This window comes from Bacteroides sp. D2, assembly GCF_025147085.1.
GTDB lineage: Bacteria > Bacteroidota > Bacteroidia > Bacteroidales > Bacteroidaceae > Bacteroides.
Map to the genome: position 1 here is coordinate 5,150,889 of NZ_CP102261.1, position 13,970 is coordinate 5,164,858.

General features: G+C 38.1%; 12 protein-coding genes. 3 read left to right on the top strand and 9 right to left on the bottom strand.

Annotated elements, in window-relative coordinates; genetic code table 11:
- Positions 1-28: 28 nt before the first annotated feature.
- The gene (locus tag NQ505_RS19035) at positions 29-1,078 is read left to right on the top strand and encodes a DUF2776 domain-containing protein (protein ID WP_008998271.1); all 1,050 of its coding nucleotides are present in this window, start codon (positions 29-31) and stop codon (positions 1,076-1,078) included.
- Between the two features lie 98 nt (positions 1,079-1,176).
- On the opposite strand, the gene NQ505_RS19040 is transcribed toward NQ505_RS19035, so the two are convergent.
- Both NQ505_RS19040 and NQ505_RS19045 read right to left on the bottom strand, forming a co-directional pair.
- Positions 1,177-2,715, bottom strand: coding sequence for a carbon-nitrogen hydrolase family protein (locus tag NQ505_RS19040; RefSeq protein ID WP_004316417.1), 1,539 nt, complete (start codon positions 2,713-2,715; stop codon positions 1,177-1,179).
- Positions 2,716-2,847: 132 nt separating this feature from the next.
- Positions 2,848-3,138: a hypothetical protein gene (locus NQ505_RS19045; RefSeq protein WP_008640146.1), complete on the bottom strand. Its 291-nt coding sequence runs from the start codon at positions 3,136-3,138 to the stop codon at positions 2,848-2,850.
- Between the two features lie 782 nt (positions 3,139-3,920).
- Here NQ505_RS19045 and NQ505_RS19050 point away from each other — a divergent pair.
- The gene (locus tag NQ505_RS19050; RefSeq protein WP_259825665.1) at positions 3,921-4,751 is read left to right on the top strand and encodes a GyrI-like domain-containing protein; all 831 of its coding nucleotides are present in this window, start codon (positions 3,921-3,923) and stop codon (positions 4,749-4,751) included.
- Positions 4,752-4,797: 46 nt separating this feature from the next.
- Here NQ505_RS19050 and NQ505_RS19055 read toward each other — a convergent pair whose 3' ends face one another.
- The 7 genes from NQ505_RS19055 to NQ505_RS19085 form a co-directional block, all read right to left on the bottom strand.
- Complete coding sequence (locus tag NQ505_RS19055) at positions 4,798-5,535, bottom strand: hypothetical protein (protein ID WP_004316413.1); 738 nt, start codon at positions 5,533-5,535, stop codon at positions 4,798-4,800.
- Positions 5,536-5,620: 85 nt separating this feature from the next.
- On the bottom strand, positions 5,621-6,091 hold the full coding sequence (locus tag NQ505_RS19060) for a 5' nucleotidase, NT5C type (protein ID WP_008998273.1): 471 nt from the start codon (positions 6,089-6,091) through the stop codon (positions 5,621-5,623).
- A gap of 186 nt (positions 6,092-6,277) precedes the next feature.
- Complete coding sequence (locus NQ505_RS19065) at positions 6,278-7,144, bottom strand: agmatine deiminase family protein (protein WP_004316411.1); 867 nt, start codon at positions 7,142-7,144, stop codon at positions 6,278-6,280.
- A 308-nt stretch (positions 7,145-7,452) separates the two neighbouring features.
- Positions 7,453-8,907 (bottom strand): D-xylose transporter XylE, encoded by a 1,455-nt coding sequence (xylE, locus tag NQ505_RS19070; RefSeq protein ID WP_004316410.1) that lies wholly within the window; start codon positions 8,905-8,907, stop codon positions 7,453-7,455.
- Positions 8,908-9,045: 138 nt separating this feature from the next.
- On the bottom strand, positions 9,046-10,362 hold the full coding sequence (gene xylA, locus NQ505_RS19075) for a xylose isomerase (RefSeq protein ID WP_004295876.1): 1,317 nt from the start codon (positions 10,360-10,362) through the stop codon (positions 9,046-9,048).
- Positions 10,363-10,403: 41 nt separating this feature from the next.
- Entirely contained in the window at positions 10,404-11,927 is a 1,524-nt protein-coding gene (locus NQ505_RS19080) for a xylulokinase (RefSeq protein WP_004295875.1), read from the bottom strand.
- A 111-nt stretch (positions 11,928-12,038) separates the two neighbouring features.
- Positions 12,039-12,770, bottom strand: a complete 732-nt coding sequence (locus tag NQ505_RS19085) for an NUDIX hydrolase (protein ID WP_004295874.1) — start codon at positions 12,768-12,770, stop codon at positions 12,039-12,041.
- A gap of 340 nt (positions 12,771-13,110) precedes the next feature.
- Here NQ505_RS19085 and thiD point away from each other — a divergent pair, with 340 nt between their 5' ends.
- On the top strand, positions 13,111-13,947 hold the full coding sequence (gene thiD / locus NQ505_RS19090) for a bifunctional hydroxymethylpyrimidine kinase/phosphomethylpyrimidine kinase (RefSeq protein ID WP_004295872.1): 837 nt from the start codon (positions 13,111-13,113) through the stop codon (positions 13,945-13,947).
- Positions 13,948-13,970: the final 23 nt, after the last annotated feature.

Sequence of the window (13,970 nt, forward strand, 5' to 3'; positions counted from 1 at the left end):
AGTGGGAAACCTAAAAGCACTTTAACTTATGAATTACGGTATTAGCATTTTATTCAGAGCAATCCCTTTGGCGATGGCTATTTTTTGCTTCGGATACGGAGCGTTTATTTATGGTTATGGAGATGACGGGAGTCGTGTTGTGGCCGGTCCTGTTGTGTTTTCACTCGGTATGATATGCATTGCACTGTTTTGCACGGCTGCCACTATCATCCGGCAAATCATACATACTTATAATAAATCGGCCAAATACGTTTTGCCGGTTATAGGCTATCTGGCAGCCATCATTACTATTATTGGAGGTATCTGCATTTTCAGTAATGCCACTTCCACCTCTGCATTTGTTGCAGGACACGTTATCACCGGCGTTGGATTTATTACCACTTGTGTAGCTACCGCCGCCACCTCTTCTACCCGATTCTCTTTAATTCCGAGGAATTCAAAAGCAACAAGTAATGAAGTTCCGGAAGGAGCTTTTTCCCTTAATCAGAGACGGGCATTGGTCATTGTTGCCATCATCGTTTCGCTGATCGCATGGATATGGGCATTTGTATTATTAGGCAACAGTCATTCTCATCCTGCTTATTTTGTGGCGGGGCATGTAATGGTCGGTCTGGCATGTATTTGTACCAGTTTGATTGCGCTGGTAGCTACCATAGCACGCCAGATACGTAATGATTATTCAGAAAAAGAACGGAATAAATGGCCGAAACTGGTTTTATTAATGGGATCTATCTCTTTTGTATGGGGATTATTCGTGATTTTAGCAGATTCCGGAAGTGCAAACGGTACCACCGGATATATAATGCTCGGATTGGGGTTGGTATGTTACAGTATTTCCAGCAAAGTAATCCTGCTGGCTAAGATATGGAGGCAAGAGTTCAAATTAGCCAACCGTATTCCTATGATTCCGGTATTTACGGCATTGGCTTGCCTGTTCCTGGCGGCTTTTGTATTCGAGCTTGCTACTACACATGCTGATTATTTTATTCCGGCACGTGTTTTGGTAGGTCTCGGAGCTATTTGCTTTACGCTGTTTTCTATCGTTAGTATATTGGAGAGTGGCACATCTTCCAAATAAAAAAGTATTCTATCAAAAGGGCGTCACTATATGCCCCGGATAGTGACGCTATCCAAGGCATATAGTGACGCTATCCGGACTGCATAGCGTCACTCTTTTTATTTCTTGTATCTCACCTCATACAGGTCATTCCTGCGGTCTTTCAAGTTGCGTACACTACCATAAGTATGCAACTCGTTCAGCAAATCCAAATCAACATCCGATACCAAAATCATTTCGGTGTTAGGAGTTGCCTCCGCCCTCTTTCCGTCTGTTGGAAAAGCAAAGTCGCATGGGGTAAACACACCCGATTGGGCATATTGAATATCCATATTGTGCACACGGGGAAGATTTCCGACACTTCCGGCAATGACTACAAAACATTCATTCTCGATGGCACGTGCCTGCGCACAAACACGAACACGGGAATAGGCATTCTGGGTATCTGTCAGGAAAGGAACAAATAATATCTGCATCCCCTGATCTGCCATCAGGCGGGAAAGTTCGGGGAACTCGACATCATAGCAGATCAAAACTCCAATCTTTGCACAGTCCGTGTCAAAAGTATTCAGAAGTTTGCCACCATTAAGTCCCCAACTTTTTATTTCATCGGGAGTGACGTGTAATTTTTCATACATTTCGTAGGTTCCATCCCGTCGGCAAAGGAAACCTACATTATAAAGCAATCCATCCTCTTTTACGTATGGCATACTCCCGGTTATAATGTTGATATTATAGCTAATAGCCAGATTCATAAACCGTTCCCGAATTTCATCCGTATACTTTGCCAATCCGCGAATAGCCTGCGATTCTCCTTTATCGTTATACTTCGACATCAAAGGAGCATTGAAATATTCCGGGAAAAGAACAAAATCACTTTTATAATCGGAGACTGCATCCACAAAAAATTCTACTTGTTCGAACAGGTCATCCAACGTTTTATAACTACGCATCTGCCATTGCACCAGTCCTACACGAACCGTAGTTTTCGGACTGATATATTCCTGTGTAGGTGGCTGATAATAGATATTATCCCACTGCAGCAAACAAGCATAATGTTTTGATTCTTCATCATTTGGCAGATAATTAGTCATTACCTTACGAACGTGAAAATCATTCGACAACTGGAAAGTAAGTACCGGATCATAAATCTCGCGTTGACGTACCCGTTCGATATATTCTTTCGGACGCATTTTGTCAGCATATTTATGATAATTCGGGATACGTCCGCCAAACATGATCGCTTTCAGATTCAATGTTTCGCAAAGCTCTTTACGATATTCATACATACGACGTGCGAGACGCAAACCACGATAGCCCGGGTGGATGAATACTTCAATGCCATACAGGATATTTCCTTTAGAGCTATGTGTATTGAATGTTTCCTTACCCGTAACCTGTGCATACGTATGGTCGTTCTTTACTTTATCATAATCAACAATAATAGAAAGAGCACAACCAACTATTTTATCGTCAACGACTGTGACGATCTGACCCTCCGGAAAGATTTTAATCAACTTCTGTATCTGCTCACGAGTCCAAAATACATCGCTACCGTCAGAATAAACACGGGTAAACGATTGGGATAACTGTACATAATCTTCTATTTGCAGATTGCGTATCTGCACTTTATTAATTTTTATCGGATGCTGTTCCATAACAATACGTGTTTTATAAAAGATAGTGCAAAGGTATAGTTAATCCTTTAATTGTGTTTTGAAACCAAGAAAAATTAATAATAGTATTTTATGTAAATTGAGTTATTCAATTCAAACTTATATACTTTGACATTACTCTAACTCTAATATTTCTTTTACTTCACCTTCTCCTACGTGCTTTCGTCCTTCTCCAAAGGTAAACTTAGTGCCTTCAGAAAAATTATCTCCTAAAGCTCTTCTAATAAGAAAAGCTATTTCAACTACCCCCTCATCTCCGGGATAAAAAGCCTCCCTATCAAGCAAAGTTATTTGACCAGAAGTTTTCGTCTCCTCAATAAAATCAAATAAAGGTCGATACCCACTATAAAATGGGGTTCTACGACCATCCTTATATAACCTTATACTAGCTATAATTCTAATCATAATAGTAACAATATAAAAAATAATCAACTAATTTGTGAGAATAAAGAATGGCGGACAATGTTAGCTATAAGTATATTCATCAAAGTTATTCTAATAAATTGAAAAACAAAAAAAATCAAATAGATATTTTCTAACATCAATTCATTTAATAGTCAAAAGGAATAATCGAACGATAATATCTTTTACACAAATATATATTTTATTGTATTATCTATTTTATGTATTCTTTTTCTGCAAATTCCAAAGGTGAAGAAGCACTCCTTCACCCACAAAATTCTTATTTACTGGTAATTCAGAAGAAAAATGAAGGAGTAGATTAAATAAATGTTTCTTATATATAGAGAATACAGCTTAAGCAGAAAGAAAAAAAGCAGCGTTTTAAGAGAAGGAAAGCGGCGCTTTAAGTAGGCTAAAGCATTGCTTTAGCTGCGGAAAATAGCTGCTTTTATTTGATTCTACTTCTTCTATCCACTTCTCTCTAATCTGGAAAATTTCAAAGATAAAACAATTAGATTTTCCAAAGAAATATTTTTTAAGCCAGAAACGGATATGAGAAATCATTGTAATAATCATGTCTTTTATTACATTGATATTTCGAAGTCAATATGCTCAAGACAGAATCAACTTTTGAATCATTTTCATATAGGATGAGCATATAAATACTATCTTTGCGAATATCAATCATGATAAAAGAGTACCCCAAAAGATAAAGAAAAGATATGAATTCCAACAAATTCTCCTATCAAGGACAAATCGAGACTATTCTTCATTATCTAAATTCCATGATACAAAAGAATTGGACAGGTAAAACTGCTGATGAGTTCAATCGTTTGATGTCTATACCAGAATTAGCTAAAATAGCATGCATGTCTGCTCGCAATCTTCAGCTGATGTTTAAAGCTTACACTAGCGAAACAATACATCAATATATCATTCGCACACGTATGGAATACGCCCAGCAATTACTCAAAGATAATAAAAAAAGTATAGCTGAAATATATGAATATATTGGATTTGCTAACCAGTCAGCTTTAAATAATACATTTCAAAAAAAATACAATCTCACTCCTCGAGAACTACAAAAGAAATTATTGGAAACAAGTCATACTTATCCTTCATGTATTTCTCCTTACCGCATAGTGGAATCAGAAACAATACCTGTCTTATTTTTATCTTATATTGGCAATTATGACACTTGTAGCACAGTTGCTTTTGAGACATACACTTGGGATTGCCTATATAAATATGCTAAAGAAAACTCTTTATTACCAGATAAGGAAGATTATTGGGGGATAGCTTATGATGATACAGACATTACTTCATTAGAAAAATGCCGTTTTTACGCTTGTATAGCCATTCAAAAAGGAGTAGGATCCAATCCTCCTCTTACTAATCCAATAAAACATATGGATTTACCTCAAGGTACATACGCAGTTTATATTCATCAAGGAGATTATGCATTGTTAGATGCCTTCTATGAGATAATATTGAAACAATTACCGCAATCATATTGCTTAGGAGAAACTCCAATCTTGGAACATTACTTGAACTCTCCCACTGACACAGATGTGAAAGAGCTTCTGACTGAAGTTTGGATTCCAATCATTAAATAATTTTGTATAAGGGTGAAATATCACTCTTATACAAAATTAGTAACTATCATGCCTGATATACACTCTTTATCAAAGACTTAGGACAATACCCGAGGATATCAATAGAAATCTTTTCGGCTTCCTCTTTTGATATATTTTCATTAATAATATAGTGCTTAAAAACATTTTCCTTTTCTTTATATGCATAAGATGAAAGCAGCGGCCCTGCTATTGTTCGCAATTGCGAGTCTCTAAAATCATCACTTTGATTTCTGCCTAAACCAACACGTGTAGAATGTAAAATAATTGATTTATTTTCTCTATCACGACAATCTTCAACAGCTTCTTTTAAAACAAATTCTTCCTCCAAAGTATTATAATCTAAATTCTTATCCTCAACAATGAATTTTAAAACATTATTTGGTCCGAATTTTATTGTGCCATCATCAAACTGCGCACTTCTTATCAAGATACCATAATATATATCAGTACTATCAGATAAGCAAAGATCAATACCTCCTCTGGTGCCACCTTTAATTTTTGAATTCTTCGTCATGCCTGTACGATGAACATAAAATTTTCCATAATTATTCTTTTGCAGTTCATTTCCATGCACAAACCCATCATTAAACTTTGGGTGCTTAAAATAAGCTTCTACTTCAATTGGGTAAATCCGCAACCCATTACTCAACTCAAACATATAATTTGTAACTATCAATTTATTAATTGTTTGAAGCTGTTTCTCTATTTCCTTAAAGTCACTACATTGTATTAAAATTGCAATTTCTTTTTTCAAAGTATCCATGATTATTATAATATTAAATTTCTTTGGGTAAAGATAATCTTTTTAGTAAAGAGTTGTCTGAATATATCAACTTTTTTTTTATTTCTCACTTAGATGATATCAAATAGTCAACAACAGAGTCCCAATTCGGATACTGCTCCGAACCAAATAATATCAATTCACCACTAAAATTTTCCGCACCATTTTTGAGGCGATCATCTATCAAGAAGTCTCCTTTGTTTAAATTTTTATGATGGCTAAGAATTAATCGTTTATAGCTATATGTACCTAACCATTTTTTCACCCATACAAGTTTATCCGACCAAGCAGAAGGATTATTCCAAGGTGCCGTGGAAAGAATGTACACATCATAAAAACGTACTAAACGATGGAAAGCATCAATTGCTCCTTTATATGGATACATTTTCGCAAAAATGTTAGGAACTTCATCATATCGTCCCTCATATTCTTTCTTTTCGTATTCACTCAATTTGTTAATACCTGATTGGAAGTCAACTAATACATTATCCATATCAATATAAAGTATAGGTTTGAAAGTCGATAACGCTGATGTCATACAATTTTTATTTTATAAATTTTGAATTTAATGAATTATCCCGTAGTGATGCTATTCTTATCCTGTTGACAACAATCTGACAAAGCTACCATTTATCCATCGATTCAGTTTTACACCAATCAAAAATAATATTGTAAATCCAATAATTAGTTCCATATTTCTTACTTCTTTTATTTTTTCTACTTATTATTTAGTCACAGTCCAAGACAAACAATTCAATGCACCTCCCCATTTCTTTATAATCGGAGCTATATTAATCTGGTAAATTCGTCCATCATAGGAAGGATGCAATTCTTTTATCTGGCTTAAAGCCTCTCCATCTGTAGGTAATCCAAGTCCGGGAATTATGATTACATCACGTGTCTGAAGCATATTTATATATGCCCAACTATTTTCATCATATTTGCTAAGTTTTAAATCTATAACGGCAAAATCGTCACTCAATCTACGTCTCATTTCTCGTTCTATCTCTGGAGGATAAACTTTCAAGTTGACCAATATCTTACCATCACCAATATTATGAATAATTCCATCTGTATGACCACAGATATCATATTTGTCCCATGGTAGAAATACAATATCTGCTCCATAAAAGTTTTCCTTTAGTATTGCCAGTACTTCGCTCTGGTCAATCTGTGAATTTTCCTGAAAGACCTTTTCTGTCATGATGACAATTGGTTTCCGACCTCTCATACATGATCCTATCCACTTTGAATTCGCTTCACACACGACTACATTTCCTCCATCAACAATAAGTGGAGACTGTGTAATATCCATATCTCTACTCATAGCTTTAAGTACAGGAATAATATTAGTTTTGTACTGTGGCTTATCCTTCAAATAATCAGGTTCATAGCGAAATTGAATATAAGACTTAAATCCCCACTGTATTGGCATATAATCTCGACACCAATAATCTTTAGTGTGTAGTAATGTACCATGCTCTATATGGTGGTAAACAAGAATGTCTGATATTTCTTTATAAACATTGGGATAATGCCAAGCAAAAAGACTTGAGAAATAAATGGCATCTTTATACTGTTCTGTAACCATAATCTTACCTAACGAAAAACCAATAATAATATGTTATAACTAGAAAAATGCCATTTGGCAATATCCATAGATTAAAACGATCTCACAAATATCACAATGCAAAGATAAGTGCATAGCCAAACAATCTATTTACTCAAAAATGCAAAACGATTCGTATACCTTCATTTAAATGATTTTACATGTGATTATCTATCAATAGTATATAAAACAATTATGACACCCTACCATTGGTACGATGTCATAATCTTAATAGAACCATGCCAAGAAACCGAAGTCATAATGACATGATGAAATTACACTAACCTAATTTATTTATTTTTTTTCCAAAGCTTGCTCATATCTTCCAGTGTCTTACCTTTCGTTTCGGGTACCCAACGCCAAACGAAGATGGCAGCAGCCACACAGATTATGCCATATAAACTATATGCAAACATCGGGCTGAAGTCATACAGTGCCGGGAAAGTAGAAGATACAATGTAATTGAATATCCATTGGAATGCTACGGCGATTGCCACCGCTTTACCACGGATCGTGTTCGGGAATATTTCCGAGATCAACACCCAGCAAATCGGTCCCCAAGACATCATAAAGAATGCTGCATACACAATCACTGAAAGTACCGGGAGAACACCCTTTATTGCCATGCTATCACACATTGCTACCGCAAATGCACCTACAGCCATACCAATAGAACCTATTATCAATAGTGGTTTACGTCCGAAGCGGTCTACAGTGAAGATTGCAACCAATGTAAAGACAATGTTTACAATACCCATAATAACCGTCTGCATCATACCACCTCCTTCTGCACCTGCATTTTCGAAAATACGAGGAGCATAATAAAGTACCGCATTAATACCGATAGCCTGTTGGAATACAGAAAGCAAAATACCGATCACAATTACTGCCACTCCATAAGTAAAGATTTTCTCTGTCTTTTCATGAGCAGTAGCTTTAATATCATTAAGAATTTCCTGTGCTTTTGTCTTACCATTGATCTTTTCAAGGATCGAATAAGCCTTTTCATCCTGCTGTATCAATACAAGATAACGAGGAGTCTTGGGAACAAAGAACAACAACAGACCGAAGAAAGCGGCAGGGAAAGCTTCCGAACCGAACATGTAACGCCATCCTTCATAAACAGTCCACATATCAGATTCAGCACTAACAGACAGTACACCGGCTGCATCTTTCAAAATAATAGGATTTTGATGGTCGCCCATAATCAGGAAATTCACGAAGTATACTACCAACATACCGAAGATGATAGCAAACTGGTTACACGATACAAGCGTTCCACGAATATTAGAAGGAGCAATTTCAGCAATATACATCGGACAGACTGCAGAAGCCAGTCCAACACCGATACCGCCCAAAACACGATACAAATTAAAAGCAATCAGCAAATCCATGTTCGGCTTTCCATATTCGAAGAATAAGACTTCCGGATAATAGGAACCTAATGCTGAAAGGAAAAAGAGTACGGCAGCAAGCCTTAGAGAATTACGACGTCCCAAACGGGAAGCAAATATACCGGAGATCGCACCACCCAGTACACAGCCAATTAATGCACTGGAAGATGTGATTCCATGCATTACTTTATTGTATTGAAAATCAGAGGCCGAAAGGAAAAAAGCCTCCAAGCCTTTCTCCGCACCGGAAATAACTGCTGTATCGTATCCGAAAAGCAGTCCTCCCAAAATGGCGACAGAGGTTATCGAATATAGGTAGAGTTTACTACCTTCGTTCGTTGTATTAATCATGGTTATAAGTAGATAAAGTAGTGTTGTAGTAGTTGGATTTATATCACCACAGATTTCACAGATTGACACAGATAAAATTCAAAATAAGAGAGAAGAAAATTAATCTGTGACGATCCGTGTAATCTGTGGTGGGGTTAATTAGCAATACATATTCAGAATTGCTTCATAAAGCTCTTGTTTACCGCTAGTCTGCTTCGGTTCACCGTTTGCTTTAGCATAAGCAACTACATCTTCCAAAGTCAACTTGCCATCTTCAAATTCTTTACCTTTACCACCGTCGAATGAAGCGTAACGGTCAGCCAACATTTTCTTATAGGGAGATTCGTTCAGCAAAGCAGCTGCACTTTCCAATGCACGAGCCATAGCATCCATACCTGCGATGTGAGCGATGAAGATATCTTCCAGGTCAGTAGAGTTACGACGAGTTTTAGCGTCGAAGTTTGTTCCACCGTTACCCAAGCCGCCGTTGCGGATTATTTGCATCATAGCTTGTGTCAATTCGTAGTTGTCAATCGGGAATTGGTCTGTATCCCAACCATTCTGATAATCACCACGGTTAGCGTCGATAGAACCCAACATGCCGTTGTCTACTGCTACTGCCAATTCGTGTTCGAAAGTGTGACCTGCCAAAGTTGCGTGGTTTACTTCAATGTTCACTTTGAAATCTTTATCCAAGCCATGAGCTTTCAGGAATCCGATTACTGTTTCTGTATCTACATCATACTGATGTTTTGTCGGTTCCATCGGTTTCGGTTCAATCAGGAAAGTACCTTTGAAACCACGGGCACGAGCATAATCACGAGCGATGGTCAGCATTTTTGCCAGGTGTTCTTTTTCACGTTTCTGATCTGTATTCAGAAGAGACATATAGCCTTCACGGCCACCCCAGAATACATAGTTCTGACCACCCAGTTCAATAGTTGCATCGATTGCATTCTTGATCTGAACAGCAGCACGAGCTACTACGTCAAAATCAGGGTTAGTAGCAGCACCGTTCATATAACGTGCATGGCCAAATACGTTGGCAGTACCCCACAACAGTTTGATGCCAGTTTCAGCTTGTTTCTGTTTTGCGTATGCTACGATTGCTTTCAAGTTAGCTTCGTATTCTTCGATGCTTGCACCTTCAGAAACCAAGTCTACATCGTGGAAACAGTAGTATTCGATACCCATTTTCTGCATGAATTCGAAACCTGCGTCCATTTTATCTTTTGCAGCTTGTATAGCGTCAGCATTACTATTCCAAGGGAATTGTTTTGTTCCGCCACCGAATTGGTCGCCACCTTCAGCACACAAAGTATGCCACCATGCCATAGCGAATCTCAACCAATCTTTCATCTTCTTGCCGTTGATAACCTTTTCAGCATCGTAGTAACGGAATGCCATCGGATTCTTACTATCTTTACCTTCGAACTTAATCTTTTCAATTCCCGGGAAAAATTCTTTTGTTGCCATAATTCTTTTATTTTTAAAATGGTTATTATTTAAATTGTTAATTATTTATCTGAAGACAGAACCGGAGCCGGTATGTTACCGGTCATCGACTTTTCAAGACGGTATTTCCATTTTGCATACGCGTCAGCATATTCTTGGCGTTTTGCCACATTAGGTTCAATCACATCCAGTTTGTCAAGCGTAGCAAATGCCTCATTGTTATCCTTATAGATACCTGCACCGATGCCCGCACCTTTCGCAGCGCCTACGGAACCATCCGTATCGTAAAGCTCGATAGTAGCTCCTGTGACTCCCGCCAAAGTATCGCGGAAGATAGAACTCAAGAACATATTAGCGTGTCCGGCATGGATCATCTTCACAGGAATTCCCATTTGCTCCATGATATCAATGCCATATTTAAAAGAGAATACAATACCTTCTTGAGCGGCACGGATAATGTGGTGTTTGCCATGTGCATTGAAGTCCAGTCCACGTATGCTGCAACCGATTTCCTTATTGTTCAGCATACGTTCGGCACCGTTACCAAAGGGCAGAATACTGATTCCCGCACTGCCGATAGGAGCTTTGGAAGCCAACACATTCATTTCATTATAAGATATTCCTTCGGGAGCAATGTTGCGTTTTACCCATGAATTGAGAATACCCGTTCCGTTGATGCAAAGCAATACTCCCAAACGTGTCTGATCTATGGTATGATTGACATGCGCAAAGGTATTGACGCGTGACTGCGGATCATAGTTCACTTCACCATTCACGCCATAAACCACTCCCGATGTTCCTGCCGTAGAAGCAATCTCTCCCGGATTAAACACATTCAAAGAAAGGGCATTGTTAGGCTGGTCGCCTGCACGATAGGTAATCGGTGTTCCTTCTTTCAGTCCAAGCTCTTTGGCAGCTATTGCATTTACACGTCCTTGTTCAGCAAAAGTCGGTTTAATATCTGCAATCAAAGAAGAATCAAATCCGTAATAATCCATTAAGAAATCAGCCACCCGATTGTTCTTGAAATCCCAGAACATACCTTCCGAAAGCCCGGAAACAGTTGTACAGATTTCTCCACTCAACTTCATGGCAATATAATCGCCCGGCAGCATTATCTTATCAATCTGCTCATAGATGGCCGGTTCGTTTTCTTTAATCCACGCCAACTTGGAAGCAGTAAAATTCCCCGGTGAGTTCAACAAATGAGAAAGACATCTCTCCTCCCCGATTGTCTCAAACGCTTTCTGACCGTATGGCACCGCACGAGAGTCACACCAGATGATAGCAGGACGCAATACATGCTGATTCTTATCAACACAAACCAATCCGTGCATCTGATAAGAGATACCGATGGCTTTAATTTCAGCGGCACTCACTCCGGATTCGGTCATAATAGCCTGCGTGGACAACTTTAAGTTTTCCCACCAACTTTCAGGATCTTGTTCCGCCCATCCGGGATTCACTGCAATAATATTCGCTTCTGTTTTCGGAAAAAATGCCGAGGATACACATTTACCAGTCTCCGCATTTACCAAACTCGCTTTTACAGACGAGCTACCTATGTCATAACCTAATAGAAACATAATTTTATTTACGATTAAACGATTTACTATTTACGATTTACGCTCAATGTCCGACAATTAATGCTTTAACATTCAACGCCTAATACTTGATACTTAATACTTGAACAGGATTTACCTCCTTACCTTATTATATATCTTCTTATCAAATTTATAATAACGGGCAGCACGGTGAGCCACTCCTTGTTGTTTTTCTTCCAAAGGAACTACATATTCCATCATTGCTATTTTTTTATGGAAGTTACGCACGTCCACGGCTTTGTCATATACTAATTCAAAAAGAGTCCTTAATTGTGCGGCTGTAAATTTACGCGGAAGCAGTTCGAACAACATGGAAGGATTAAATTCTACGAACTGACGAATATAAGTCATTGCCTCCTTTATAATCAGATTATGGTCGAAAGCCAGTGTTTTCACGTCTTTCAAAGCGACCCAGCAAGCCTGGTGATCGTCCAGATTCTTATCCAACGTACGATCTATCTTCACCATCGACAAATATGCAATGGTAACAATACGCTCCACTTTTGACTGCATAGCTCTTTCCAACCAACGTACATCTTTCGGATTACTCGTTCTGTTTTTAGAACCAAATGCTTTAAACTGCATCAGATTCACATTTTTAAGTCCTGTCAGTTCATACAAAACTCGTTGTGCAGCTTCATCCAAGGCTTCATCCATATAGATAAGACTTCCGGGAAGTTTCATATCATGATATACTTCTCCATTATCCTCACCTGCACGTTTTACAAGCAACACTTTCAGTTGTTCTCCGTCAAAACCAATCACTACACAGTCTACTGATATATGATTGTTTGCTAAAGGTGTATTTTTCTGTAAATTTTGCATATACATTTCTTTAAGACGATGCAAATATAGAGGCTACAAACCATCAAAACAAAATAAGAAACATGCTATAAAACATTGTTTTTCATATAAATACATATCATACATTCTACAATATGAATAGTTAGTGTTATCTTACGAATTACAATATGTATTTTAGTATTTCCGCGAGTGAGTAATTGTATAAAGTACAAAAACTAGATGGACGCTTTATTATCAGTACTTTTCATATCATTTCCAGCAGATAGCGGTAAAGGTACTTATTGTATTTTAAACGATATGCCATTTTGTACCTTATCGTTTTTTATTCTATCTTTGTCGGGTAAATATTAAAAAAACTAAAATGGAACGTCATCCAGTCATTTTATCCATTGCCGGCTCCGATTGTTCGGGAGGCGCAGGTATTCAAGCAGACATAAAAACAATCTCCGCTTTAGGTGGCTATGCGGCATCGGCTATTACTGCCATCACCATACAAAACACACTGGGAGTACGTGCCGTACAATCTATCGCCCCTGACATTGTTCGTGGACAAATAGAAGCAGTGATGGACGACCTGCAACCGGTTGCCATCAAAATAGGAATGGTAAATGATATTCAAATTGTTCGTGTGATTTCCGACTGTTTACAAAAATATTCACCTGCATACGTCGTCTACGATCCGGTAATGGTGTCTACCAGCGGAAAGAAACTCATGACAGATGAAGCTATAGAAGAAATAAAAAAAGAACTTTTGCCGCTTGTGACATTAATCACCCCCAACATCGACGAAGCGAAGGTGCTTACAGGTAAAAGTATTCACAACATTCAAGACATGCAGGCAGCCGCCAAAATGCTGACGGACGATTATCACACTAGCATCTTGTTAAAAGGCGGACATCTGGAGGGAGACAATATGTGCGACCTTTTGCACACGTCCGAATCTATCTATCATATATATGAGGAGAAAAAGATAGAAAGCCATAACCTGCATGGAACCGGGTGTACCCTCTCCTCTGCCATTGCTACTTATCTGGCCAAAGGATACCCCATGCGAGAATCCATCCAGCACGCTAAAACGTATATCACTCAAGCTATTATCGCAGGAAAAGAATTGAATGTCGGACACGGCAACGGCCCTTTATGGCATTTTCCGGACTCCGTTGCACAAATGTGTACATTTTGTGCGGTTGTATCATAAAAATACGTAACTTTGCACCCGCA